Raw genomic sequence first — 26,751 nt, 5'->3', positions numbered from 1 at the left:
CGATTTCTCTCGGGACATCTCAACTCCTACTTAGGTTTACATCCTCATTATACATTATTTATGATTTACAAATCATTTGCGATCGCTATATTAATTATATTGTAGTTGCGGTGTAACACTTCGATCGCCCTTGACAAATATCGCACTCTCCGTATAACAATAAGGATAGAAACCCGCAAGTGCGATCGCAATACCGAAATGAAGAGCGATCGACCCAGTGGTAATTTTGAAGTATTCGGTATTGGTATTGCGATCGAGCGTTGGAAACTACAACTGATCAATCGTCACTAATCCCCCCTCAGTGAACTGAATCACAAGTTCTTGCTCGTCCAGCAAAGCAGTTCCAATCAGAGGCCTTCGCCCTGTAGCAAATACACGAACTTCTCGTTCTTCCCCGTCCCAAAGGATTATTGCTTCGTGAACTGCTACTAGGACTTCACTGTTATCTGCTAAGTTTACAGGCATATCGTACAGGAACGGCAACCCCAGTAAGGTAACTGCCTCCGGTGGCAAACATAGGTAGTCAGTGAAGCCCGTATCTATGACAAACTCGATCGGGAAAGTAGAGCCGCTTGGGAGGAGAAACGTCAACGCGACGATCGCGTGCCGATCGGTCACAATACCAGAAATCACTTGTTGACACGCTCCATTACACCACCCAACGAAGCAGCCACATTGTAACCAATACGAATGCCAAAAAGTCGAGCATACGGATGCTTTGCCATCAGACTACGTGCGGCTTTTAGCCCAGTTTTATCAACTTCGTAGTCACCTGTTTCAATATCAATGATGACCATTTTGCCAATATTCTCTTCTAATTCAATTTTTTGGCGGATGGTGCTTTCATACAAATGTTTCGCACGACGAGCGACTTCTTCACGACTCAAAAGGATTGTTTGCATACATTCCCTCTTTTTTGTAACTTTTGATCCTGTTATGGATATCATACCTCTTTTGCGTAGAAACGAAGTGGCACAACGGTAACCATCACCCGCCGCAGGTCATCTCTCGTAGTCAACAGATTACTTCTAAACGGTCGGGTGCATGGGCGTTGTTATGCCGTGTCCACTGGGGACACCTTAATCATCACGATTGTATGCTCTTGAATTGATGTAATGTCCCATTTGACCTTCACACATTAAGCAACCTGATAAAAAAGTATCTTCTAAATTTCCAGCAATAAATGTACCACAGTATTGACAGTCGCCTACATCCTTATAGTTGTGGACTTTATGGCAAGAAAAGCAAATCCATTTCTCCCCTAATTCTACTACAGATGACTTCGTTTCACAATCGTTACAGTGAGCCCAACCCCCTTCAGCTTCAGGCTCAAAAGACTCATTACATGAGCTACAACTCAAAGAGGGAAAAATATTAGATTTATCTTGAGCTTTGATTAAATTTGAGTGGCAGACTGGACATCTAATATTTTCTACTATATGCTCTAACACCGAGCCTTTAAAGCCCAATTTCTCCCAGGATTGTCTACAATTTTCCTCTTCGGCTTTGTACACCTCTTCTGTTTCTAATAGAGTTTGCCAGCACTCTTCACCAAGAAGGTTAAACGGTTCTTCCTCTAAATATCGACTAATGAAATCTTGAATTATAAGAAATGACTTGACAATGACTTCACGAACTGCGCTAGACGACTTATCTGTATAGTAATGTTCTATATTATTGCGGAGCTTAGTGAGTTCTTTAAATCTGCTCCATTCATATTCTATTTTCAGGCTTTTAAATCTTTTCTCAATTGTGGGAACATCTACTGTTTTATCACCATCTCCAACAAATAAGATGTTACCTTGGTCACCACGAATAGGCTTGATCGATTGTTTGATTAAAACTTCGTTGTCATGTTCCTGTTGTGGCGATAAGCGCTTTAGTTTTTCTTTATATAAAAGAAGTATTCCAGCGCAAATGTTTCTCACCGCAGACAGGTATCTTCTGTCGTCCTCCATCAGATAGTCTTCAACACCCACCTGTATGGAGTCAATGGCGTTTTGAAGCAGCGACATAACTTACCTGTTTGAATATAGGGGTTAAATTCTAAATTTTAGCTAAGCGATCGCTCCGCAGCATGACTATTAATTATACCGCATACTCACTTTGTTTTTCAACCCAAATTTTAATGGCTTGACAGCAAAAGTTTCCCTACTTTGTCGCGAAAAAAATATAAAACCCCCAAACCCATTTTAAAACGGGTTTGGGGGTTTTCTTCCTAAATCCAGTTCAAATTACAACTTACTCGGCTCGATCGCCGGAGCACGCAGAGACACAGTTTTATCCGTAGCAGCCTTAGCCACAAGCGACGGCACAGAATCGCGCAACTTTGCAGTCAACTGTACAGTAGTCGCATCATAAACCTGAGTCAGAATTTTCGGATACAAACCAATGCCAATAATCGGCACTAACAGAGCCGCAATAATAAACACTTCTCGCGGTTCCGCATCCACCAATTCCTCGTGTTCCGACAATTCCTTATTCTCAGGCCCGTAGAAGATTTCGCGCAGCATCGACAGCAGATAAATCGGAGTCAAAATCACCCCGACTGCTGCTAGAAATACCACGCAAACCTTAAACACAGGATTGTAAGCATCGCTGGTTGCAAAACCTACAAATACCATCAATTCTGCTACAAAACCGCTCATTCCCGGCAAAGCCAAAGAAGCCATAGAACAAGCAGTCCACATCGCGAAAACCTTACGCATTTTCTGCCCTACACCGCCCATTTCGTCCAGCATGAGCGTGTGAGTGCGATCGTAAGTGCAACCCACCATAAAGAACAAACTCGCCCCGATTAAACCGTGGGAAACCATTTGCAGCATTGCACCGCTAGTTCCCAAATCGGTAAACGAAGCTATCCCAATCAGCACAAACCCCATGTGCGAAATCGAAGAATAAGCAATTTTCCGCTTCAGATTGCGCTGAGCAAAAGAAGTTAAGGCGGCGTAAACAATATTTACCACACCCAAAATTACTAAAATCGGTGCGAAGGTAGCGTGAGCATCTGGGAGCATTCCCGCATTCATCCGCAGTAAAGCGTAACCGCCCATTTTTAGCAGAATTCCTGCTAGCAACATATGGGCGGGTGCGGTTGCTTCCCCGTGAGCGTCAGGGAGCCAAGTGTGCAGCGGAAAAATTGGCAGTTTGACGCCGTAAGCTATCAAGAAACCTGTGTACAGGAGCAATTCTACATTGGGGGCATAATCTTTAGCTGCGATCGCCCGCATATCAAAAGTAACCGTATCGCCGTAAAACGCCATCGTCAGCGCGCCAACCAAAATAAACAGCGAACCCCCTGCGGTGTACAGGATAAACTTAGTTGCTGCGTAAAGGCGCTTCTTGCCGCCCCAGATTGACAAAATCAGATAAACTGGCACTAATTCCAGTTCCCAAACTAAGAAGAAAAGCAACATATCCTGCACGGCAAAAACTGCAATTTGCCCGCCGTACATTGCCAACATCAAAAAGTAAAATAGCTTTGGTTTAAAAGTAACCGGCCAAGCCGCTAAAGTAGCTAGCGTAGTAATAAAACCCGTCAGCAAAATCAGCGGCATCGACAACCCGTCAGCACCTACAGACCAATTTAAATCGAGTTGCGGCACCCAAGAGTAACTTTCTACCAGTTGCAGTCCCGGATTGTTAAAGTCGTACTGAGTGTAAAAAGCGTAAACAAGCAGAGCAAAATCAATCAAACCCACAATTAGGGCATACCACCGCACCGTCTTGCCATCCTTATCGGGAATGAAAGGAATCAGCAAGGACGCAGCAATGGGAAACAGAATTGTTGTTGTTAACCAGGGAAAGTTAGCTGTATCCATTGCGTTTTAAAATGATCCATCAGTTATTAGGTTTAAACACCTTTTTGCAATTTTAGCCTAAATTTTATACTTTCTTTATACGGAACAAACTTTTTTGCTATTATTTGGACAAATTATGCGATCGCAACAGTTCATTTTAATAAAAGATTTATTTCTATTTGCTAATTGTCAATTGGGATTTATTAACCTGATACCAGTTCTTAAAATATCTCCTAGTGAGGATACGGCAATGCCCAAAGCGTGTGATTTTAAGCCTAAAACCCTTGATAAATATTGCTTTTACCTGAGTCTAGAGCCCCCAAAATCCCCCTTAAGAAGGGGGACTTTGAGAAGATTCCTGTCCCCCCTTAAGAAGGGGGGCTAGGAGGGATCGAACCCTAATCGTCAGACACTAGACCCGTACTAGGTTTGACATTAAGTTGACACTAAATGCCGTGTCCCTACAGATTTAACTGACTCCCGAAACGATCGCAAAACCCAGAACTGCGACAAACACAATCAGGGCATAAAATTGAGCGCGACCGCTCTCAAAGTATTTCAAACCTTCGCCCGTAACCAAGGTGATAAGCCCTGTTAAGTTGACTACACCATCGACGACTCGCAAATCCACTTCCATGACTTGCCGCGCTAAACGGCGGCTGCCTTTGACAAAGAGAAAATCGTTGATATCGTCGAGATACCACTTGTTGAGGGAGAACTCGTAAAGCGGTTTGATTTTTTGGGCGATCGCCCCAGCATCAATTTTACGGCTCAAATACATCAGAGAAGCCAAAGTAATGCCCAGCAAAGCAATACCTACAGAGCTTCCGCCCATAATCAAAAATTCCGTCAAATTGAACTCAGCAGCGTGTTCCAAAACTTGTTCGAGAGACTCGCCAGGAGCGCGAACAAACTGCTCGAAATAATTGGCAAACGGCGTACCGAGAAAACCGATAAACACAGAAGGTACTGCCAGCAAAACTAGCGGCAGAGCCATTGTTAGAGGAGATTCGTGAGGGAAATGGTCGTGATCGTCGTGACTGTCGCCAGTTGGTGCCAATTCCTTAACGTTCATCGCTCCCGGGCCGAAAACAACACCGGGTTGCAAGAGTTGCCGCTTGATGGCGCTGTCATTTCCCCGGAATTCGCCCTCAAAGGTGCTGAAATACATCCGGAACATATAAAACGCGGTCATCCCGGCCGTCAGCCAGCTAACAGCCCACAGAGCGGGATTTGCTGCGAAGGCGCTGGCGAGGATTTCGTCTTTTGACCAAAAACCAGCAAACGGCGGAATTCCGCAGATTGCCAAATTGCCGATTAAAAAGCAAGAAGCGGTAATCGGCATATATTTCCGCAAGCCGCCCATCACCCGCATATCTTGAGCGAGTGCGGGGTTGTGGCCGACGACATCTTCCATACCGTGAATGACTGAACCTGAACACAGGAACAGCATTGCTTTGAAGTAAGCGTGTGTCATCAAGTGGAAAAGTCCGGCACTGTAAGCGCCGACGCCCATTGCCATCACCATGTAGCCGAGTTGGGAGATGGTGGAGTAGGCTAAGCCTTTTTTGATGTCATTTTGGGTAATCGCGATCGAAGCACCCATAAATGCCGTAAAACAGCCGGTGCAGGCGATCAAATTCATGACGGCCGGCAGCCCTTCAAACACCGGGTACATCCGAGCGATCAGGAATACGCCGGCGGCTACCATTGTCGCGGCGTGGATTAAGGCCGAAATCGGTGTCGGGCCTTCCATTGCGTCTGGTAGCCAAACGTGGAGGGGGAATTGAGCAGATTTGGCCGCTGGTCCCAAAAATATCAGGACGCCGAAGATTGTCGCCAGAGTCGCCGAAAGAGCACCGGATTCGACTAAGGAGTGCAGGCGTTCGCCCATCACCTCAAATTCAAAGCTGCCGGTGGCCCAGTAAATGCCGAGGATGCCCAGCAGCAGGCCGAAGTCGCCGACGCGGTTGGTGACAAAAGCTTTTTGGCAAGCGTCAGCAGCGGGTTTGCGATCGTACCAAAATCCGACTAGCAGGTACGAACACATACCTACGAGTTCCCAAAAAATGTAAATCTGAACGATGTTCGGGCTGATTACCAGACCCAACATTGACGCGCTGAAGATGCTCAGGTAGGCGTAAAAGCGCACGTACCCGTCATCGTGAGCCATGTAGCCGTCGGTGTAAATCATCACCAAAAAGGCGACCGTGGTTACGATCGCCAGCATTACCGCCGTCAGGGGGTCGATGATATAGCCCATATTCAGCGAGAAGTCGCCTGCAGAAGCCCACTGAATAGTGCGGGTGTAGGGTGCGTGGCCCTGTAGTTGACTCCACAGCAATGCGAAAGAGAGTACCATTGACCCTCCGAGTGCGGAGACGATTAATATCGCATTCGCTTGTCGGAGTTTGTTGGTTGCCTGGTTAAAGGTGATTAAGCCTAGACCTACTAGCATTGCGCCTGCCAGCGGCAGGACTGGAATCAGCCAAGCGTATTGATAAAGCAGTTCCATGACTGATAGGTAGTTTAAAGTTTCTACTAGATATTGCCAAAACTGTAAACAATTGTGACACACGCCTGCGCGACTGGGCCAAAATACTCGATCCAATTCTTTAAGTATTGCTATAGCTGAGTGCAATCACGAGCGAGACGATCGCACTAAACGCCGAAAATTATTATGCCGGTGAAAACGGAAACTATACGACAAATCTCACAGTCCTGTGAATTCAAGACGGCGAGGTTTATTGTGGTGTCAGATGCTTGATGGACAAATGGGGAAAGCCTTCTGCTTTCTACATAAAAGCCGAAGGCTTTGTAAACAAGAGCCGAATGCCTTGGAACCGTTACCTTTTGGCTACTTCCTGGCGTTGCAGCCGTTGAGATGGGGAAGCTACGTGAGCCGCCAGCATCCACGAATCCAGAGTCCGCCGCAGTTCCTCGCGTCCTTGGTAGTCTTCAAATCTAAATCGAACTTTATCGCCCTCAAACAAAATCAGCGTCGGCAGACTTGTCAGCCGGTAAGTGTGGGCCAACTTGAAAGATTGATCCGCATTCACCCCTACGAGCTTGACTTTTTCTGCCCACTGTGCCTCAAAAGTCTTAAGCGTGGGGTCGATCGCGCGGCACAAACCGCACCAAGGCGCCGAAAAGTGCACTAAAACGGGGGTAGAGGCTTGAAACACCTCTTGTGCAAAAGTGCGTTCGCTAACCGACAACACCATGAGCCCTCAAAATTTAATAATTTTTTTCTATCCTAGGGATCATGCTACCAGTATATGTTCCTAGTGACACGCATCAAAAAAGGATGAATTTCCCACAGCAGGCCCGTAAAAATGACTACACCTACATAGGAAGGCCGCAAAAACTCAAGCAAATCAAGGGTTTGACGCTTTTGTAGGATTGCCAAAAATGGAATAATTGAGGTTCGAGATTTGATGGTTTCAAAGGATTCTCCAAAACGAGCCTGAAGTCGCCTGTCGCCGTGCCACACTCCGAACAGGTGGTGAAGTACCAAACCGATGGAAGTGACGAGGGTAAAGCTAGTGCCAATCCACAGGGTGTGGGCCACGCACCAAATCACTTGTCCCACCATTTGCGGGTGACGGGTGATGCGAATGATGCCGGTTTCGTAGAGGTGAACTTGGGGCTTTTGGACGGCGGCAATTTCTAGCAGGTTGAAAGTTGCTGGGTACAGAAACAGGAAGGAAATTGCCGAAAGTATCCAAACTGCGGGTTTAACTCCGGGTACTCCCTGTACTTGCCAAAGCTGCAAACCGTCGTAACGGTGGTTGAAAAAGTAGACAACCAGAATGACGGCTAGCGGCAAACTGACAAGGGCAAACAAAACCCGGTAAAGTCTCGGCCCGATCAGCTTTTCACCTTTGGGCCGGAGGGCTGCTAAACCGCTGTGGGCGATCGCAAAAACCAGTAACAAGCCCAGAATAACTAAGTGGGAGTCGAGCGCCAAGTCGATCGTCATTGCAAATATTAAGAAAAGTTATTGATTCTCTGCCAATTTGTGTCACAAAGTATCTATGGGAGCATTCAGCGGTTATCAGTCATCAGTCATCAGTCATCAGTCATTAGTGACCGAATAACAACTAAAGACAGAGGACGGAGGACGAGTAAAACTGCCTGTAAGGTTGCGTCTGTTGCAGCCAAATGACTGAAATCGAAGTCAACTCCGACTTTTCCAAATCGAACAAGCTTGTCGATTGACCGCAGAGATTGACAGAAGACCCGCCCCTACACCAACTGACAATTTAGATATATGTCTGACCTTCCTTTCACTTTAGACCAGTTACGCATTCTCAAGGCGATCGCCTCTGAAGGAAGCTTCAAACGCGCCGCAGACAGCCTCTATGTATCCCAGCCAGCAGTTAGCTTGCAGGTGCAAAACTTAGAGAGACAATTGGACGTGCCGCTGTTTGACCGGGGGGGGCGGCGGGCGCAACTGACCGAAGCCGGACACCTGCTGCTGAGTTACGGCGAGAAAATTTTATCGCTTTGCCAGGAAACTTGTCGAGCTCTGGAAGACTTGCAAAATCTGCAAGGCGGTACTTTGATCGTCGGCGCTTCTCAAACAACGGGGACGTATTTGCTGCCCCGGATGATCGGGATGTTCCGCCAAAAGTACCCGGATGTAGCAGTACAGCTTCACGTTCACTCGACCCGCCGCACGGCGTGGAGTGTGGCCAACGGGCAAATCGATTTGGCAATTGTTGGCGGAGAAATTCCTACCGAACTTGTAGAAGCTTTAGAAATTGTTCCTTACGCTGAGGACGAACTGGCTTTGATTCTCCCTCCGTCTCACCCGATGGTACAACAAGAAAGTATCCAAAAAGAAGACCTTTACAAATTGCAGTTTATATCCCTCGATTCGCAGTCTACTATCCGCAAAGTAATCGATCAGGTACTGACTCGCTGCGGTATTGACACGCGCCGCTTGAAAATTGAGATGGAGCTAAATTCGATCGAAGCAATTAAAAATGCCGTTCAGTCGGGGCTGGGAGCTGCTTTTGTCTCGGTTTCGGCGATCGAAAAAGAGTTACTCATGGGCGTCTTACACAAATCTCAAATGAACGAAGTTTTGGTAACTCGGATTTTGTCCCTGATTTACAACCCCAACCGCTACCGTTCTAAAGCTGCGGAGGCTTTCAGCAATGAAATTTTGCCCCAGTTTGCTACTTATTCCACCATCCACGAGAAGAAAGAACCCCCGGCGATCGAGTTGGGATTCATAGAAATAGCAACTCCGAACTCGGCGGGAAGTTAATCTCTTAGGTCGCCGGCAGTTAGCAGTTCGCGGTTAGTTGAGAAATTGGAATCTGATTTAACAATCACTTTTTCTTCCCTCTTCCCTCTTCCTTCTTCCCTCTTCCTTCTTCCCTCTTCCTTCTTCTTAGTAAAAAAAAATGGAAGTTTACTGCACCCGCCCGGGCTGCCCGCGGCCTCAAAACTATTTTCCCGACCTCAATGACAGTTCGCTGCTGAAAACGGTGCAGCAAAAGTTTTGCACGACTTGCGGGATGCCCCTGATTTTGAGCGGTCGCTATCTGCCCGTGAGGTTGTTGGGTCAAGGCGGTTTTGGGGCGGCGTTTTTAGCCAGAGACCGCTATACTCCGGCGATGCGGCAGTGCGTTGCTAAACTTTTGCAGCCGTCGGTAAGTCTGACTCCGGCACAGCTAAAAATCGCTCAAACTCTTTTTGAACGGGAAGCGGCGGTGCTGGAAGAACTGGGAAACGAACATTCGCAAATTCCGAGTTTGCTGGCGTTTTTTGAGCTGACTGTTACGAGTTTGCAGGCTGGGAAAAACGATCAGTTTTTCTATCTGGTTCAAGAATTTATTGACGGTAAAAATTTGGAGGATGAACTGGCTGTTAAAGGCAGGTTTTCGGAGGCGGAAACTGTGGAGGTGCTGCGGGAAATTTTGAAGGTTCTCGATTTTGTTCACTCACGCGGTTCGATTCACCGGGATATTAAACCTGCTAATATTATGCGGGGTAAAAACGGTCGGCTTTATTTATTAGATTTTGGGGCTGTTAAACAAGTAACACAAAGTGTTGGGAGTGCAAAAGCTTCGACTGGTATTTATTCTTTGGGTTACGCTCCGCCAGAACAAATGAGCGGGCAAGAAGTTTATCCGGCAACTGATTTGTATGCTTTGGGTGTGACTTGCATTACTTTGCTGAGCGGTTTGCAGCCGACGGAGTTGTTTGATAGTTATAGAAATGAGTGGAATTGGCATTCGCGGGTGCAGGTAAGTTCGCGTTTGGCTCACGTTCTCGATCGAATGTTATTATCCGCTCCCAGCCAGCGCTTTCAGTCGGCAGCGGAGGTGGAAGCGGCTTTGAAATACAATTCTCAACAGCCTACGAGGGTCGTGGCACCGCCGACAGTCAGGACTCCGACTCCCCTACCGACTCAGCAGCTACCGCCGACTCAGCAGCCTCCTGTGCCTGTTCCTGCAACTCCTCCGTCTGGCCTGCAACCTTCGCCGAGAAGGGCTTTTTCTATTTGGGAGGTTTTGGCAGGGGCGGCGTTTACGGGTTTTGAGGGTGGGTTGCTGGCGATCGCCCTGACGAGTTTGCCGCTTTCTCCGAGTGTTGGTATCGGATTGTTGGGGATGATTGTGGCGGGTTTGATTTACGGGCAGTACCGCAGGGCGATCGAACAAACTGAGATGTTGATTATTGGTGCAGGTACTGTGGCTTTGCTGTGGTTTTTCCCGGCTTTGCAGACGGCGGCAGTTGCGATTTATCCTAATTCTCCGATCACGGGCGTGTTGTTTGTGGGATGGTTGGGTGCTTTGGGTGCGATCGCTGGAACAGCTATTTTTCGGTTGATTTATAAGTTACTTTCTCATATTTTTTAAGGCCGATACTTAATGACTAATAACCAGATTCCTGGACTCACAACTGCTATTATGTAGGGTGCGCAGGGCCGCGCACATTACCGCTATTATTTAAGTTTTGGACTAATGACTAATGACTAATGACCAATGACCGATGACTAATGGCTTTCTTCAGTCTTGCTGGGTAGAAAACTGACGGGCGCCGATTAAAGAAAAGGCGATCGCAGCTACTAACAAAACAGGTATGCTGTACCAAGGAAACTTTGCCATATCGTAAGCAGCGGCTCTCAATCCAATGCTGGCATAAGTCAACGGCAACAGATAAACTATTCCTTTCAGGGCTACGGGTAGCGACGCTGGGTCGAAAAACGTCGCTCCTAAAAATGACATGGGAGTTATCAGAAAATTGTTGTACAATCCGACAGATTCCAGAGATTTTACGGTTAACCCAACTATCACTCCCAGACCTGCAAATACAGCGGAGTTGAGAATTATCACTAACAAAAATAGTGGATTCAGAAAGACGAGCTTTTGAGTAAACAAAACTGCTACTAAAATCACAGAAACTGAAGTCAGCATTCCCCGCAATATTCCTGCTAGCATTTTGCCCGCGTGCAAAGCGATCGGGTGTACTGGCAGCAACAGCAATTCCTCAAATGTTTTAGTAAAAAGGCGTTCGCCACAAATCGAAAATACTGTGCCGGTAAAACTTACTGTCATCGATGAGAGTGCTACCATTCCCGGCAGCATAAATTCTAGATAATTGCTGCCAATTGCAGGTTTAGGCAAGGAACTTCCCAAGCCAAAACCAAAAGCTAGAATGTAAATGACTGGGGATACTAAACCAGCGGCGGCAACTGGCAGGATTCGGACTCGCAAATCTAACCATTCTCCCCAAAACACGGTGATTGTGTCTGTTAATATGGTTGTCAGCGATGTTTTTTTCATGATTTGGTACTACTGTCTCCCTATAAGGGTAAAGCTATTGATGTATTAAATCTTGTACGTTAGTTAATAACGGTAAAGTGCGCAGTGCGCACCCTACAGATAACGGTAAGGTGCGCAGCGCGCACCTTACAGATAATTGATTTATTAAATTGTGTACGTTAGCTAAAATTGTAAGGTTAAAATACCAAATAATCAAGGCTGCTGCACTGTTCTATTTTCGTTTCAGTTAAAGGCAATTTAGCTAATTCTACTTTTTCCTGTTGTCTGTTCAACCAAATTGCTTTTAATCCAGCGGCTTTAGCACCGCAATAATCTGCTTTGAAGCTGTCGCCGATATGCAAAACATTCTCGGCCATACAGTTGTGCTTTTGCAAAGCTGCGGTGAAAATTTGAGACTGGGGTTTTGCTGCACCAACTTCGGTAGAAATTGTCACTGATGTGAAATATTCAGCTAAATTTAGTGCTGTTAATACTGCATAAATTCTGGAATCGAAATTCGATACTACTGCTAATTCAATTCCTTGTTGCTGCCACTTATTTAAAGCTGGCAATACGTCGGGATAGACAAACCAAGGTTCGGCGGTGGCAAAATGAGCGTAGAGTTCGGCAAAGAATTTGGGAAAGTCTGAAAATTGGTTGAAAACGCCTGCTATTTGAAAAGCTTTCGCGGCAACTGCTTGCCACCATTCAAATTCTAGTTGGGGAATTTTTGCTAATTCTATTCCCGGAAATGCCATCGGATTTGAGTCAGCAAAACTTTGAAAAAAAGCTGTATTTAAGTCTTCGTTAGAAACTGTTATTCCCCAACTGCGGGCGAATTTTCCGTAGACTTCGCCGACGCTGCCGCGAACGTCAAATAGTGTACCGGCGGCGTCTAAAAAAATTACTTTTGTCATTTGTTATTTGTTATTTGTTATGGGTTTGTAGTAAGGACGTTAGTCCTGATTGCCTAGGATTTTAGGTTTGAGGACTTCAGCCCTCACTACAAACTTTTTCAGTTGTGAGTTGTTTGCGGATTCACCACACCAGAATGATTGCCAATGTTGCCCGCAGGTTCAAATCTTCCTCCTAAATATTTGGCTAGGAATTCTTCGGCGATCGCATAAAAGTGCAGGCGATTTTCCGGGCGCGCAAATCCGTGTCCTTCATCTGTATAAAGCACGTATTCTACAGGTTTGCCGGCTTGCTTCATGGCATTGACAATTTGCTCGCTTTCTGCTTCTTTGACTCGCGGATCGTTGGCACCTTGGCCGATTAGTAAAGGTTTCTGGATGCGATCGACAAAAAATAAAGGCGAGATCGATTTGAGAAACTCTGGTTCTGTTTCCAAATTGCCGACGCGGTGATACATATTTGCTTTGAGCGGTTCCCAGTAAGGGGGAATACTTTGCAGCAGTGTAATCAAATTGCTTGGTCCGACAATATCGACGGCGCAGGCAAAAACATCAGGACTAAAAGTCAATCCCGCTAAGGCAGCATAACCACCGTAAGAACCGCCCATAATCGCAATTTTATCTGGTTGGGAAATTCCTGTTTCTACAAGCCAATTCACCCCATCTAGCAAGTCGTCGTGCATCTTAGCGCCCCACTCGCGATTGCCGGCATTGAGAAAGGCTTTGCCGTAGCCGGTGGAACCGCGAAAATTGATTTGCAAAACGGCGTAACCTCGGTTTGCCAGCCATTGGGCTGCTGGATCGTAACCCCAGGTATCGCGTGCCCAGGGGCCACCGTGAACCAGCAAGACTGTCGGTACGGGTGTGGCGACACCAACCGGTTTTGTCAGGTAGCCGTGAATCGTTAAACCATCTCTTGCGGTGTAAGAAATGGGTTCCATTGATGATAGCGGTAGCCCTTCGAGTTTGGGTTGGTTGCTGAACAGAAAGGTGCAGGTTTTGGAGGCGCGATCGAACGTATAGTAGTAAACTGGGCCGTCGTCTGTGATGTAAGCGACTAGCCAAGTGGTATCGGCGAGGTTGCGGCTGGTGATGGAGAATTCGCCGGGGCCCAATTTGCCGATCGCCTCAAAATCCTCTGCTATGCTTTGGTCTAAAATCTGCCACTCTTGCTTGTCCTTGTAGAAGGAAACCGCCTGAATCTCTCGCTTGGTGGGGTGTACGACAATGCCGCCGACATCGTATTCTGGGTCAGAGGCGAGATCGGTTTCTTGTTTGGTTTCTAAGTCTAATGCGATCAAACGTTCGGCGTTAGCATCATGATTGCCCATGATGTAAAGAATTTTGCCGTTTTCTGAGAACATGACGGCACTGCCTTCCTCATCGGGCCCCCAGCTTCGGAGGCTTTCCCAAGACTTGTCCGCAGTTTCCCTAAACACCAATTCTGATCCGCCGTCGGCAGTTGTGGCTGTGGCCGCCCGCACTTGAAATTGGGCGTCAGCAGTCCAACCGACGATGTTACCTGGGTTGTCGGTGTCAAATTCAACTGCACCATTTTTGAGGTTGATGCGGTAAACGTCGTGTTTGCTGCGATCGCGGATGTTCATTCCCACTAATATTTCATTGGGGAAGTTGCGGTCAAAGGCGATCGGCTGAGCTTGAACGCCTTGAAATGGTGTCAAGTCGCGAACCTGATTTGAGTGGATATTTACTGAGAATAAATGCCAGTTTTCATCACCCTCGGCATCTTGGAGGTAAATTAACTCTTCGCCGCTGTAAGTCCAGAAAAAGATGCGGATGCCTCGTTTTTTATCTGCTGTCAGTTGGCGATCGTCTGCTTGACCCACGGTACGCAATTGCACTTGCAAAACGTTGTTTTCATCTGGTGCAATGTAGGCGAGATACTTGCCGTCGGGTGAAAGTCGGGGGCTAGTTTTTTCGGGGTTGCCGAAGAGAATCTCGCGCTTAATGAGGGGCGGAAGTTCGGTTTTTGGCTGTTGAACTGTTAGATTTTGCATTTTTTTTGTGCCTAAGATTGCCTAGCTGAGGGGCGGGCAGGATGCCCACCCCACAAAAAAACTGAATCTTGGTGAAACAGGCATCTTGCCTGTTACTGAACAATAAAACTAATTATTTGTGGAACAGGAATCTTGCCTGTTCCTGAGGGGCGGGCAGGATACCCACCCCACAAAAAAACTGAATCTTGGTGGAACAGGAATCTTGCCTGTTGCCAATCAATTTGAAAAAGCATCGATTAGCTTTTAAGCAACTCTTGAATCGGCTTGCTAATCCAATTGAAACCAACTTTTAGTTGATGGTCAAATGTTGGCATCCGATAGAGATAAGCTAAACGGCGAGCAATGTGGGCTAGTTGTCCGTCGAGTTGAATTCCTACACCGGCTAGGGTGGCGTTGTCAATTCCTAATGTCATCATTTCTCCTAGCGGCTGATAGCGGAAAGGAAGTAATGGGCGGCCGGTGAGGGAGGCCCAAATGTTCCAGGCGGTGTAGTCAGCTTGCTGGAAGGCTGTTTGGGCTGTTGCGGGGACTTTTTGACCTGTTGCATCCTGACATTCTGCTAAGTCTCCCAAGGCAAATATGTCTGGATGGTCGATAATTTGCATTGTCGGATTGACTGTTAATTGACCGCGGCGGTTTTGTTTGAGGGGTAGCGATCGCACTGCTTGACTAACTTGAGTTCCTACTGTCCACAATACTATGTCTACGGGGAGAACATCTAATTGTCCTTTGTAAAGTAAGGATATTGTGTCCGCTTCGATCGCCTCTACAGTTGTTTCTAAGTCGATCCACACTTTCCGTTTGTCTAAAGCTTTGGTGGCGGCTTCGCGGTTAAACTCGGGTGATGTCTGCAGAATCCTGTCGCTTTGCTCGACTAACCGCACGCGACCTTTGTCTCCGAGTCGATCGGCTAATTTACAAGCTAATTCTACTCCCGAATAACCGGCGCCGACGATCGCAACCCGAATTTTGTCGGTGTTGCTGGCTTCTAAAAATCGCAGTCTTTCTTCTAAGCGGTAGGCGTCATCGAGGGTGCGAAACGAGTAAGCGTATTCAACCGCACCCTTGACCATATCTAGGGGGGTTTCGCCGCCTAAAGCTAAAACTAGGCGATCGCAAGGAATTTCTGGCCCGTCGTGCAACTGCACTCGCTTTTCCTCCACATCGATGCCGGAGACAGTACCTTGACAAAAGCGCACACCTGTTTTTTGCAAGACTTCGGCAAACGGTGGGGCAATTTCCCAGGTTTGGAGTTCGCCGGTTAGGAGTTCGTACAGCAGGGGAACAAACAAAAATCTATCGCGGCGGTCAACTAAGACAATTTCGGGTTTTTCGGTTGGGGAGAAGGGTAACTGACTCAAGCGCAGGGCTGTGTAGAGTCCGCCGAAGCCTCCGCCGAGAATGCAAATCCGGGGTTGTTGTTGAGTCATGGTGTTTTGTTTGAGGGGCGATCGGTAGCAAGGCAACTTATCTTATTGTAACGAGAGTGGGGGAGTGGGGGAGTGGGATAGTAGGAGTGGGGGAGTGGGAGAGTGGCGTGGGAAAATCTTCCCTCTTTGCCTCAAACCTCAACATCCATCCGTTAAATCCGTTAAACTCACATTTTGCACCATTCTCGCTTAACAGGCTTTCGGGCGTTTTCCACAAATAATGAATTTCTTGTGGGGTGGGATTTTCTAGCCCGCCCCTAAAAGCCTTATTGAGAATGGTGCAACATCCATCCGTTAAATCCGTTGCCGAACTGTTTTCTACATTTCTAGCGTTGATTAGCTTTACCTATTAACCACCCTCAAATTTTCTGAATGTTCGCAGAACTAATTTTGTACTATATTAGTTTATAACGAATTTTTTCGGAAATTAAATTTACTTTTTATAGGGTCATCTACTTTAACACTTGCTTTCGCACTCACAAGTGAAAAAAATCATGCAAATTTCCTCGAATTCTTCTAAATTTAAGAACGGCGATCGCAATAACGAAGACGGCTCATCTTTGCTAAGCAGCGAAGAAAAATATAAAAATTTAGTAGCTAATATTCCCGGTGCTGTCTACCACTGTACCTGCGACTGTACGAGCCCCGACGGGGAATTAACACGGACAATGGCATTTTTGAGCGACGCCGTTCAAGAAATATCAGGCTATCCATCTTCGGATTTTATCAACGATCGCGTCCGTTCTTTTTCCAGCATTATCCATCCTCAAGACCGCAAAAATGTGGATGCTACTGTTAAAAAAAGTGTAGCAACTAGAACTCCGTACATCCTTAAATACCGCATTGTCCGGGCTGACGGCGAAATTAGCTGGGTTTACGAAAAAGGTCAAGCTGTTTGCTGCGAGGCCCAGGAGGGTAGAGGAAGACAAGAGATAGAAGGGGAAATTGAGGGATTTTTGTCGGCTGTGGTTTCGCCGGTTTCGCCGATCGCAAGTTCTCTGTGTCGGGTTGTCTATCTCGACGGAGTAATTTTGGATATTACGGAGCGAAAACGAGCTGAGGAAAACCTGCGAAACACTCAAGATTTTCTGAATGCGGTACTGCAAAATCTGCCGATTAGCGTCTTTATTAAAGATGCTGTAGAGCAAAAATTTATTTATTGGAATACTGCTAGCGAAGAATTGTTTGGCTACTCCAGGGATGAAGTGCTCTTAAACAATGCTGCTGACTTGTTGGAGTCAGATCATGCCAATTACTTGCAAGCACAAGATTTAGAAGTCCTTGCAACGAGAAAAGGCGTCGATTTGCCCGAACAAACTATCGAACTTCCGCACCGAGGAAAGCGGATTTTGCACACGAAAAAAGTTCCTTTGTTTGACGATTCGGGCGCGCCTAAGTACATTCTGGGTATTGCTGAAGATATTACGGAAAGCAAAAAAAATGAAACAGAATTGTCGCGCTTGGCCATTGTGGCTCAAAAAACCCAAAATGGTGTGATTATTACTGATGCTCAAGGCTGCATTGAATGGGTGAATGAAGGATTTACTCGGATTAGCGGTTACGTGCTGGCAGAAATGCAGGGCAAAAAACCGGGTGATGTACTGCAAGGCGCTCAAACAGACCCGCTAACTATTGCTCAACTGCGATCGGCTTTGGCTGCGGGCGTGCCGTTTAATCAGGAAATCTACAATTACAAAAAGGATGGAAATGGTTATTGGGTGGCGCTTTCGATCGCCCCAATTTATCAAGAAACAGGGGAACTCGAAGGTTTTATAGCGGTGCACACTGATATTACCGATCGCAAGCAAGCAGAGGAAACACTCAGGGAGAGGGAGAATTATTACCGCTGCATTGTCGAGACGGCTTCGGAGGGCGTTTGGATGTTTGACAGCGAAAGTATCACGACTTTTGCTAACTCTCGGATGGCCGAAATGCTGGGTTATACTGTGGAGGAAATGCTGGGGCGATCGCTATTTGAGTTTATCGACTGTGACTGTAGGAAAATAGCTGAAAGTTACGTCCAGCGCAGGCGGGAAGGCATTCGCGAACGCCACGATTTTAAGTTTACTCGCAAAGACGGATCTCACTTGTGGGCGATCGTGTCGGCGACGCCAATGTTCGACGCTGAGGGCGAATTTTCCGGGGTTTTGCGGATGATTACTGATATTAGCGATCGCAAACAAGCCGAAGCAGAATTGCGCCAAACTCTCAAAGAGTTGGAATTTGAAAAATTTGCTTTGGATCAATCGGCAATTGTCTCGAATACCGACGAATTCGGAGCAATTACCTATGTCAACGATCAATTTTGCGAACTATTTAAATATTCCCGAGAAGAACTGATCGGCAAAACCCACAGACTTGTCAATTCTGGTTATCACCCAGCAGATTTTTTCAAGAAGCTTTGGTCAACCATCCGCCAGGGAAAGGTTTGGCGGGGAGAAATGAAAAATCAAGCTAAAGACGGCACATTATTCTGGTTGGATACTACGATTGTACCTTGCTTAAATACCAGCGGAGAACCCCATCAATATGTAGCAATTCGCAAAGATATTACCAATCGCAAACACGCCGAAGAAGCGGTGCAGCTTTCCGAAAGTCAATTGAGGAGTAAGAATCAAGAATTGGCAAAAGCCCTGCGGGACGTGCATAAAACTCAAAGCATGATGGTTCAAAATGAAAAAATGGTAAGTTTGGGGCAATTAGTCGCTGGCGTTGCTCACGAAATCAACAATCCAGTTAGCTTTATTTACGGCAACGTTATGCACGCTAACGATTACTTTAAAGACTTGCTAAAAATGCTGCAACTTTACCAGCAGGAATACCCCCACCCCACAGCGGCAATAAAACAAGAGATAGAAGAGATAGATTTGAATTTTATGCTCAAAGATTTACCGAATCTGTTAAATTCCATGAAAATGGGAGCAGAGCGAATTCGCCAGATCGTGCTGTCGCTGAAGAATTTTTCGCGATTGGACGAAGCCGAACAAAAGCAGGTGGATATTCACGAAGGGATTGAAAGCACTTTGTTGATTTTGCAGCATAGGTTAAAAGAAACGGCAGGACATCCGAAAATTACCCTGCTCAAGCAGTTCGGAAATTTGCCCCGCGTACAGTGTTATGCAGGACAGTTGAATCAGGTATTTATGAATATTATTGGCAATGCCATTGATGCTGTGGAAGAGGCAATGGAGACTGGACAGTGGGCGGAGGGGGAACTGGCGCCTATTCCTTATTGTCCTTCGCCGACGCTGCGGATTTGTACTGATGTAAAATATGAACAGGATACTTTGAGGCAGGCAGATTCTGCTGTTTCTGATGATTCAATTCGGCATCCTTCTCATATTGTGATTCGGATTGCTGACAACGGGCCGGGGATTCCGATAGATGTTCACAAAAGGCTGTTCGATCCGTTTTTTACTACGAAAGAACCTGGTAAAGGTACTGGTTTGGGGCTGTCTATCAGCTATCAAATTGTGGTGGAAAAGCACGGCGGTGTGCTTAGGTGCGATTCTGCACCGGGTCAAGGCACAGAATTTGCGATCGAGATTCCTGTAATAAAAATAGTTAGTTAGGTAGGTGCGCCCATACGCACCCTACAGCTAGTAAGTAAGGTGCAGTTCCTGCAATACGTTCATTCCCAATTTAGGAAGTTATCAAATGAATTACAACGTAATTTACGACGGCACTTGCAATCTCTGCGTTACCTTGGTACAGTTACTAGAAAACTTAGACCAAGGTCAGCGGTTTGAGTATATTCCCATGCAAGATTTAGAGCAATTAAATCGCTTTGGGATTACGTCTCAAGACTGCGAAATGGGGATGATTTTGATAGATGGCAACACCCCGGAACGGCGCTGGCAGGGCAGCGATGCGGCGGAGGAAATCGGGCGGATATTGCCGGGAGGCGAGGTGTTTGTGGCTGCTTACCGGACAATGCCGGGGATGAAGTGGATGGGCGATCGCGTGTACGAACAAGTCCGCGATAACCGCTATACTTTGTTTGGCAAGCGATCGACAACTTACAAATCTGTTTATGCAGTTGGCTGTAGGTCGATCGACAATTGCGATAGTGTGAAATAACTCACTCTAAAGCACCATTCTCGCTTAACAGGCTTTCGGGCCTGTTCCACAAAAATTAAATTGTATTGTGGGCTGTTGTTCTGAGCAACGCTTCTAAAGGGATTATTACCAATGGTGCAAGATAATTGATGTCAATTTACTTAGGATGTGGCACCAAATCCCTGCTATCATCCCTGGAACTTAACTATTAAACAAAGCGAATATCTCGCGGCAAAAGTCTTTAAGCTTTTGGGCCGACTCCGCAGCGGGTTCGGTTTGACCGAGAAAACTCCAATTTTCCACGGTGGAAAAGCGCCACTGCTGACCAGTATGATCGTAACCGGCCGCCTCAACTCCGATCGCCCGACGGCTTCCTTCTACCGGATCTTGGTAAAATCGGATTTGAATCAAGATGCTGCGGCTTTGCAGCAAGCGGCTTCTACCGGGGAAATGGAAGCCAATGTCGATCGAATCTGGATCTACAAGTTCTCTGGTATCCTCGTCATTCATCCAAGGCTTCAAATCGACTTTCGCATCCGGGAATTCGGACTTGAATAAATTAACAACAGCAGCAATTTTGCTGGCAACTTCTATATTTCTGGCTTGTTCGGCAGCGTTCACTCGAAAAACTCCTATCAAATACAGTTATTACACGATTTAGCTAACAATGTAACTGCATACTGCCTGCTTTAAACAGTGAACTGTGGACTATTTGATAGATATTTAGGAATTGACAAATTTCCAAGTGTGTGTTAAGCACAAGTCATACATTTTAGATTTTAGATTTTAGATTAAACAATTGGCAATGAGTGATTCTTTAAGGGTGCGGAATAAATTTTATCAAAGCGGCAGGGCGATCGCAAATTCCGTACCTTCTCCGAGCATCGATTCGCAACTGAGTTTACCGCCGTGGGTTTCTTCCACAATTTGCTTGCTGATAGACAACCCCAAACCCGTACCTTTTCCTACTCCTTTGGTAGTAAATAAATGGTCAAATATTTGAGATTTGACCTCCGATGACATCCCTTGACCGTTATCTTTGATTTTAATCACCACGCTCTGGTTATCCTCGGAGACATGAGTAATAATGGCGATCGTATTCGGTAAAGCTTGAATTTCAGCGTAAGTTCTGCCCTGATTAGATTCCTCAAAACAGTCGATCGCATTTGCCAACAAATTCATAAATACCTGATTCAGTTGCCCAAAATAACATTTAACTGGCGGGATATTTCCGTATTCTTTGATAATTTTAATCGCGGGGCGAGTATCTTGAGCTTTCAGGCGATACTGTAAAATCATCAAAGTGCTGTCGATGCCCTCATGAATATTTGCTGACACTTTATTCGCACTGTCAGCGCGGGAAAAAATACGCAAAGACGTGCTAATATTGCGGATGCGCTCTGTACCTGATTTCATAGATAAAAGCATTTTCGGCAAATCTTCCACCAAATATTCTAAATCAATCTCTGATGCTTTATCCTCTAATTCATCTCCAGAATTAGGAAATTTTTCTTGGTAAAGTTGCAAGTAATCAATCAAATCTAAGCTAGCCTCAGCAGCAGCATCAATATTACCCGCGATAAAACCGAGCGGATTGTTAATTTCGTGAGCAACCCCTGCAATCAAATTGCCCAGAGCCGACATTTTTTCGCTTTGAATCAGTTGCAGTTGCGCCTGTTGCAGTTCATTGAAAGATTTTTCTAACTGTTGAGATTTCTCTTGCTCGCGCGCGTACAAACTAGCATTTTCTACGGCAATAGCAACTTGAGAAATTAACACTTTGAATACTTCTACTCTTTCTGCTGTAAAAGCTCCTACCGTCACAGCATTTTCTAGATAAATTATTCCGCGCCGCTGAGATTGATAAATCATCGGCAAACATAGAATTGATTTTGGTTGATATTTCTGAATGTAGGTGTCCACCTTAAAAGGTTCGACGACAGTCGCATTGTCTAAAACCAGATGCTTTTGACTGCGGTGTACGTAATTAATCACAGACAGGGGAACATCTTGACGATTTTCTACAGGAATAGAGGGTAAAAGTGTCACTTTATCATCCGCAAAACTGCCAGTAGCTTCTATGCAGAGTATATCGTTTTTCAGCAGCAGCAGCACTACTTTTTGAGCCGCCGCATTTTCTAAAATAATTTTGATTAATTTTGTCAACAATTTTTCTAGAACAATTTCACCGTTAAGGGCTTCCGCCGACTTAATAAAAGTAGCTAAGTCTAAGAAATCGCCTAAACTACCACTGGTAGTATTTCCCATGGTTGTGCGGTTGACATCGAGGGTTGAGGTTTGAATTGTGCGCGTCTGTGCTGCTAAGAAAGGATGTGTTGACTCTAAGTCTTTAACTTTAGCTGTGGCTCCCCAATTGATATATCCATAATAGGCTTTAGTCAGATATGCTTGAAAAACTATCTCTTTACCCAAAGCTTGATAAAATTTTCCTGCTAATTCATAGGCTAATGCTTCCTCTTGAATGTAACCATTTTTGGCAGATCCAGAAATTGCGCGATCGTACAAATCCATTGCTTCGATATTTTTCCCCAACACTCGCGCTTTCTCGGCTGCTACCAAGTCGTATTTGTGTTGATAATTCATCGGAGCATCAACTGCCCATTTTTTCATCTTCTTTTGGTTTCGCAGCACTTTTTTCAGATATTCTTTTTGCTCCCCTTCCTCAGCTTGGGAATACAAAGCGAGAAGACTTATAGAAGAGTAAAAATTATTCAGAGAAACTACATAAAATCCGGCTACGGCTTCTTCATATTTTTCAAATAACCTTGAATTTTCTAATGCTTCCGCGTAGTTACTGAAGATAAAATTAAGCTGAGTTTTGGCATGATAAACCAAACTAACTAAAAAAAAGTTTTCCGCTTCTATTAAAACGGGAAGCGTTTTAACTTCATTAAATCTATCACCAACTAAATGGCAGGGTTCGACAGCTTGACCGCGCAAATTGAGGGCTGTCTGCCTGCCTATACTTAGATACTGTACAGCCATTTCTAGTTGAGATTGCTGCATAATTTTCATATATTTACCAGTCTCCTGCTCCACCAAATCTAGAGGCTCTCCTATCGACATTTTTTTGAAGCAATATTGACCTATACAATAACTCGCATACTCCAATTCTCCAGTTTCCATCCCTGTTTGAAAACCTTCCTTGAGAACGCTTAATCCTGAGTTAAGCTCGGTTTTCCAGTGTAGAATAAAACAACCCAAGAGTGTATAAACTCTACTTTTCATTGAACGGGATGGAAATTTGTCTAACATCCTAATGGCCAGTTGACCGCATTGGTATGCCAAACTAATGTCCCCTAGCCGGCACATAACTACGCCATAATAAAGGTAGGCAATACTTGCATAAGGCGAATTGCCATATTTAATGCACAGGTTGACCATCCTAAATGCCAGCAGCGGTACCAGGCGGGGTTTTCCCTGAACAGCAGTGCTGATAATCCCTGATAAAATTCGCATTGCTGCTTGTTGATTGGGATCTGTCATTTCTGGCAAGTTAGCTAAATCCTCAATTCGTTTCAACCCCAAGCTCAGTTTTGTCTTGATCAGTCCCGCCACAATATTTAGCGCGTTGGGGTTTTGAGGAAAAGAAATGCCTAACAGTTTCAGCACTTCCAGTCCTGTATTTAGTGCTTCTACAAGTCTAATTTGAGCATTGTAAGACTGGATTTGAAGTTCATAAACATTCATTTTTTCCAGTAAATTTTTAGCTTTTTCCAGTACGATATCGACCAGTTTTTTTGAATTTTCATAGTTGATGTTTAAGTATTCAGCTTCGGCTGTTGACTCGTAAATTGCTAATGTTAAGTCATACTGACTTTGCCAACAATCCGCTGGCAATAATTCCATAGCCACCCGCAAATACCTAACAGCAGCTTCATAAGCACTCGCGGCTTTTGCCTTGCGTCCAGCCGTTAAATTTAATCTTGCTAAATCAATTTTTTCGACTGGCTGGCTAATCGTGTCAATTCCGACATTCAACTGATTGACAATATCAAAGATGTTTTCTTCGAGCTTTTCTGGTGGAGTATTATGTAACAGTAATTGACCGATTTTTAAATGGGTGGATTGCTTTTGGTCTTCCGGAATTAGGGAATATGCGGCTTGCTGGACGCGATCGTGCAAAAATTTGTAACTAACCCGCGAAGTATCTAATTTGAGATTAATTGATTCGGCTCGATTAAAAACTAAAGGAATCCGATAAGCATCGCTCAAGGGCAGAATTAACCCTGCTTGCAAAGCTGAATAAAGTTCAGTGGCTGTAGTATTAGCTGACTCTTCTCTGACAAGTGACAGCACATCTAGAGCAAATTTATCCCCCACACAAGCTGCTAATTTCAACATTTTTTGTGTGGCTGCGGGGAGTTTTTCAATGCGGCTGGCTACCAGTTCCACCACACTTTTATCGGTAATTCCAATGGCTTGAATTTCCTCGATACTCCAATTCCAGCCCCCTTTATCTTCTTCATTGGTAACGGGAGATATCATGGGACTAAAGTCATATTTTAAAAGATTTTCTTGATAAAGTGCTTGGAGTAGTTGCGTCAAGAAAAAAGGATTTCCGCCAGTTTTATTGCAGATTAACTCTGCTAGATTATTTACTTTTTCTATGCGACTGTTAAGTGTTTCAGCGATTAATTCAATCACATTTTCTAACTCCAGCGGTTGCAGCACGATATTGTTGACAACCGTACCCGTCTTTTCAATCTCTTCTAGAGTTTGAATTAAAGGATGAGTGGGACTAACTTCGTTATCTCTATAAGCACCGATTAGCAACAAATATTGCTGGTCAGGGTCAGTTATCAGTATTTGCATTAACTTTAATGTTGCTGAATCTGCCCACTGCAAATCGTCTAAAAAAATCACTAGCGGGTGTTCTTTTTGCGCGAAAACGCGAATAAATTCTTTGAATACTCGATTGAAGCGATTTTGCGATTCTACAGGACCGATTTCTGGAACTTCTGGCTGTTGGCCAACGATTAATTCAAGTTCAGGAATTACATCGGCAATTACTTTACCGTTTGTTCCTAAAGCTGTTAAAATTTTAGTGCGCCATGTTTCTATAGAAGCAGCGCTTTCTGTTAGCAACTGGCGCAGCAGCGAGTTAAATGCTTGAATCAATGATGCGTAAGGAATATTTCGTTTAAATTGGTCAAATTTGCCGCTAATGAAGTAACCTTTTGAGCGAGTAATCGGTTTGCTAACTTCATTAACTACTGCTGATTTACCGATACCAGAATAACCAGATACTAGCATCAGTTCATTTGTGCCGGATGGGGGCCACTTTTCAATAAAAGTGGTGGAGTTTTCAAAGGAATTGTTAGTTAAACCCCCGCCTACTCGTTCAAATGCTGCTAATAGTTGGTTGACTTGATTTTCCCGACCGTACAATTTTTGGGGAATTAATAACTGACTGAGAATATCTAAGCGTCCGGGGGTAAAATCGGCAATTTTGCCAGTCGTTTCTAACTGATGCAAACAAATTTCTAAATCTGCTAACAACCCGGCTGCACTTTGATATCTATCTTCGGCATTTTTTGCCATCAATTTCATCACTATCTCTGAGATTGCGGCGGGGACTTGTGAATTCAACTGATGCGGTGAAATTGGTTGTCTGGCGATGTGGCTGTAAACTATTTCTAAGGGGTCACTGCTGGGGAAAGGCAGTTTACCTGTCAGCATTTCATACAAGGTAATTCCGAGAGAATAAAAATCGGTGCGGTAGTCGAGGGTGCGGTTCATTCTCCCGGTTTGTTCGGGAGACATATAAGCTAATGTGCCTTCGACGGAGTTGGGATTGTTAAATTGCGGGTTTTCTTTGTTCAGTTTTGTGGCAATGCCGAAGTCGGTGATTTTTACTTGTCTTGTTTGCGAGTTAATTATAATATTGCTGGGTTTGATGTCTTTGTGAATAATCTGATTTTGATGCAGGTATTCTAAGGCTTTGACGATTTGGACGGCGATGTTTAAAATTTCGTGAAGCGAAGCTATCCCGAAGGGAATCGCACTCAGCCTTTGTTGCTCGAGCACTTGTCCGAGAGATTCCCCGCCAAAATCTTCTAAAACCAGTCCTAATCGGTGGTCAAAGGTTTCGAGACTGATGGCTTTAACGATGTGTTTGCTATCTAAATTTTTGCGGATTTGATATTCGTGTTTGAGGCGGGTAATCGCTTCGAGTGTCGGATATTCGGCTTTCAGGAATTTAAGAATTGTTGCTGACCGATAAGTTGGTGTCTGTCCGCGATAGATAATTGTTTCGACGCCTTCGTGCAGAATAGAGTCGATGCGGTATTCAGAGAAAGTTAACATAAGTTAATTTAAAAATTAACAGGATCTAAGTCTCATTATTATAACATTAAGTTACCTGGGCTTTGTGTGATCCCGATCGTGTATTTTTTAATTGCATCACAAGTAAAATACACCAAATATGGGCGCTTTAAGTTGGGAGTTGCACGTTGACTCGCAACGTGCAACTCCCAACTTAAATAAATTTTCAAGGCTGATTTTCAATCGTTTACTACCGTAACTTCACTGACATGAATAATTGATTCGGGTTCCGGTAAAATGCGGACGCGGGCGAATTTTAAACCGCTGACTCCTTGTTGTGATTCTACCGTGCCCGTCGGAACTTTTGGTTCTACCCAACCTTCGCGAGACAAGTAGCGCAAGTATTGTTGGTACTCTTCCCATTCGTCTTCGGTTGAATAAACTACCGTTAACATTCC

Annotated in this window: 20 protein-coding genes; 6 read left to right on the top strand and 14 right to left on the bottom strand. The window is 45.1% G+C overall.

Features of this window, described 5'->3' with window-relative positions; genetic code table 11:
- The first annotated feature begins 105 nt into the window (after positions 1-105).
- Positions 106-291: a hypothetical protein gene (locus tag E5S67_RS32645; protein WP_216670676.1), complete on the top strand. Its 186-nt coding sequence runs from the start codon at positions 106-108 to the stop codon at positions 289-291.
- On the opposite strand, the gene E5S67_RS23910 is transcribed toward E5S67_RS32645, so the two are convergent.
- The 7 genes from E5S67_RS23910 to E5S67_RS23880 form a co-directional block, all read right to left on the bottom strand.
- Positions 268-633, bottom strand: coding sequence for a clan AA aspartic protease (locus E5S67_RS23910; RefSeq protein WP_172190859.1), 366 nt, complete (start codon positions 631-633; stop codon positions 268-270). The genes E5S67_RS32645 and E5S67_RS23910 overlap by 24 nt on opposite strands.
- On the bottom strand, positions 630-902 hold the full coding sequence (locus tag E5S67_RS23905; RefSeq protein WP_172190858.1) for a hypothetical protein: 273 nt from the start codon (positions 900-902) through the stop codon (positions 630-632). The genes E5S67_RS23910 and E5S67_RS23905 overlap by 4 nt, the downstream gene beginning before the upstream one ends.
- 177 nt (positions 903-1,079) lie before the next feature.
- Entirely contained in the window at positions 1,080-2,015 is a 936-nt protein-coding gene (locus E5S67_RS23900; protein WP_172190857.1) for a hypothetical protein, read from the bottom strand.
- Positions 2,016-2,234: 219 nt separating this feature from the next.
- Complete coding sequence (ndhD1, locus tag E5S67_RS23895) at positions 2,235-3,821, bottom strand: photosynthetic/respiratory NAD(P)H-quinone oxidoreductase subunit D1 (RefSeq protein WP_172190856.1); 1,587 nt, start codon at positions 3,819-3,821, stop codon at positions 2,235-2,237.
- A gap of 448 nt (positions 3,822-4,269) precedes the next feature.
- On the bottom strand, positions 4,270-6,315 hold the full coding sequence (locus E5S67_RS23890) for an NAD(P)H-quinone oxidoreductase subunit 5 (protein WP_172190860.1): 2,046 nt from the start codon (positions 6,313-6,315) through the stop codon (positions 4,270-4,272).
- Positions 6,316-6,646: 331 nt separating this feature from the next.
- Complete coding sequence (locus E5S67_RS23885) at positions 6,647-7,024, bottom strand: thioredoxin family protein (RefSeq protein ID WP_172190855.1); 378 nt, start codon at positions 7,022-7,024, stop codon at positions 6,647-6,649.
- Between the two features lie 44 nt (positions 7,025-7,068).
- Positions 7,069-7,782 (bottom strand): NnrU family protein, encoded by a 714-nt coding sequence (locus E5S67_RS23880; RefSeq protein WP_172190854.1) that lies wholly within the window; start codon positions 7,780-7,782, stop codon positions 7,069-7,071.
- Between the two features lie 291 nt (positions 7,783-8,073).
- On the opposite strand from E5S67_RS23880, the gene E5S67_RS23875 reads away from it, so the two are divergent.
- Positions 8,074-9,078: a LysR family transcriptional regulator gene (locus tag E5S67_RS23875; protein ID WP_172190853.1), complete on the top strand. Its 1,005-nt coding sequence runs from the start codon at positions 8,074-8,076 to the stop codon at positions 9,076-9,078.
- A 139-nt stretch (positions 9,079-9,217) separates the two neighbouring features.
- Positions 9,218-10,678, top strand: a complete 1,461-nt coding sequence (locus E5S67_RS23870) for a serine/threonine-protein kinase (protein WP_172190852.1) — start codon at positions 9,218-9,220, stop codon at positions 10,676-10,678.
- Positions 10,679-10,828: 150 nt separating this feature from the next.
- Here the strand turns inward: E5S67_RS23870 and E5S67_RS23865 are convergent, their stop codons facing one another.
- The 3 genes from E5S67_RS23865 to E5S67_RS23855 all read right to left on the bottom strand — a co-directional run bounded on the left by E5S67_RS23865 (position 10,829) and on the right by E5S67_RS23855 (position 14,516).
- A complete protein-coding gene (locus tag E5S67_RS23865) occupies positions 10,829-11,605 on the bottom strand; it encodes an ABC transporter permease (protein ID WP_172190851.1) in 777 nt (258 codons plus the stop codon).
- Positions 11,606-11,781: 176 nt separating this feature from the next.
- Positions 11,782-12,501, bottom strand: a complete 720-nt coding sequence (locus tag E5S67_RS23860; protein ID WP_172190850.1) for an HAD-IA family hydrolase — start codon at positions 12,499-12,501, stop codon at positions 11,782-11,784.
- Between the two features lie 98 nt (positions 12,502-12,599).
- Complete coding sequence (locus tag E5S67_RS23855; RefSeq protein ID WP_172190849.1) at positions 12,600-14,516, bottom strand: S9 family peptidase; 1,917 nt, start codon at positions 14,514-14,516, stop codon at positions 12,600-12,602.
- 118 nt (positions 14,517-14,634) lie between these two features.
- On the opposite strand from E5S67_RS23855, the gene E5S67_RS34125 reads away from it, so the two are divergent.
- Positions 14,635-14,763, top strand: a complete 129-nt coding sequence (locus tag E5S67_RS34125) for a hypothetical protein (protein ID WP_281363568.1) — start codon at positions 14,635-14,637, stop codon at positions 14,761-14,763.
- On the opposite strand, the gene E5S67_RS23850 is transcribed toward E5S67_RS34125, so the two are convergent.
- Positions 14,753-15,946 carry an NAD(P)/FAD-dependent oxidoreductase gene (locus E5S67_RS23850; protein ID WP_172190848.1) on the bottom strand — a complete coding sequence of 398 codons (1,194 nt, stop codon included), beginning with the start codon at positions 15,944-15,946 and terminating at the stop codon, positions 14,753-14,755. The genes E5S67_RS34125 and E5S67_RS23850 overlap by 11 nt on opposite strands.
- Before the next feature lie 494 nt (positions 15,947-16,440).
- On the opposite strand from E5S67_RS23850, the gene E5S67_RS23845 reads away from it, so the two are divergent.
- Together E5S67_RS23845 and E5S67_RS23840 are read left to right on the top strand one after the other, a co-directional pair.
- Positions 16,441-19,518 carry a PAS domain S-box protein gene (locus E5S67_RS23845; RefSeq protein WP_172190847.1) on the top strand — a complete coding sequence of 1,026 codons (3,078 nt, stop codon included), beginning with the start codon at positions 16,441-16,443 and terminating at the stop codon, positions 19,516-19,518.
- Between the two features lie 85 nt (positions 19,519-19,603).
- On the top strand, positions 19,604-20,026 hold the full coding sequence (locus E5S67_RS23840) for a thiol-disulfide oxidoreductase DCC family protein (RefSeq protein WP_172190846.1): 423 nt from the start codon (positions 19,604-19,606) through the stop codon (positions 20,024-20,026).
- A 180-nt stretch (positions 20,027-20,206) separates the two neighbouring features.
- Here E5S67_RS23840 and E5S67_RS23835 read toward each other — a convergent pair whose 3' ends face one another.
- The 3 genes from E5S67_RS23835 to E5S67_RS23825 all read right to left on the bottom strand — a co-directional run.
- Positions 20,207-20,626, bottom strand: a complete 420-nt coding sequence (locus E5S67_RS23835) for a hypothetical protein (RefSeq protein WP_172190845.1) — start codon at positions 20,624-20,626, stop codon at positions 20,207-20,209.
- Positions 20,627-20,845: 219 nt separating this feature from the next.
- The gene (locus E5S67_RS23830; RefSeq protein ID WP_172190844.1) at positions 20,846-26,335 is read right to left on the bottom strand and encodes a trifunctional serine/threonine-protein kinase/ATP-binding protein/sensor histidine kinase; all 5,490 of its coding nucleotides are present in this window, start codon (positions 26,333-26,335) and stop codon (positions 20,846-20,848) included.
- A 197-nt stretch (positions 26,336-26,532) separates the two neighbouring features.
- Positions 26,533-26,751, bottom strand: a 219-nt coding sequence (locus E5S67_RS23825; RefSeq protein WP_172190843.1) for a hypothetical protein, incomplete at its 5' end; no start/stop codon positions are given.

Source organism: Microcoleus asticus IPMA8 (genome assembly GCF_013179805.1).
Classification (GTDB): domain Bacteria; phylum Cyanobacteriota; class Cyanobacteriia; order Cyanobacteriales; family Microcoleaceae; genus Microcoleus; species Microcoleus asticus.
Note: the sequence above shows the minus strand (reverse complement) of the source record. Positions and strands in the feature narration are given on the sequence as shown.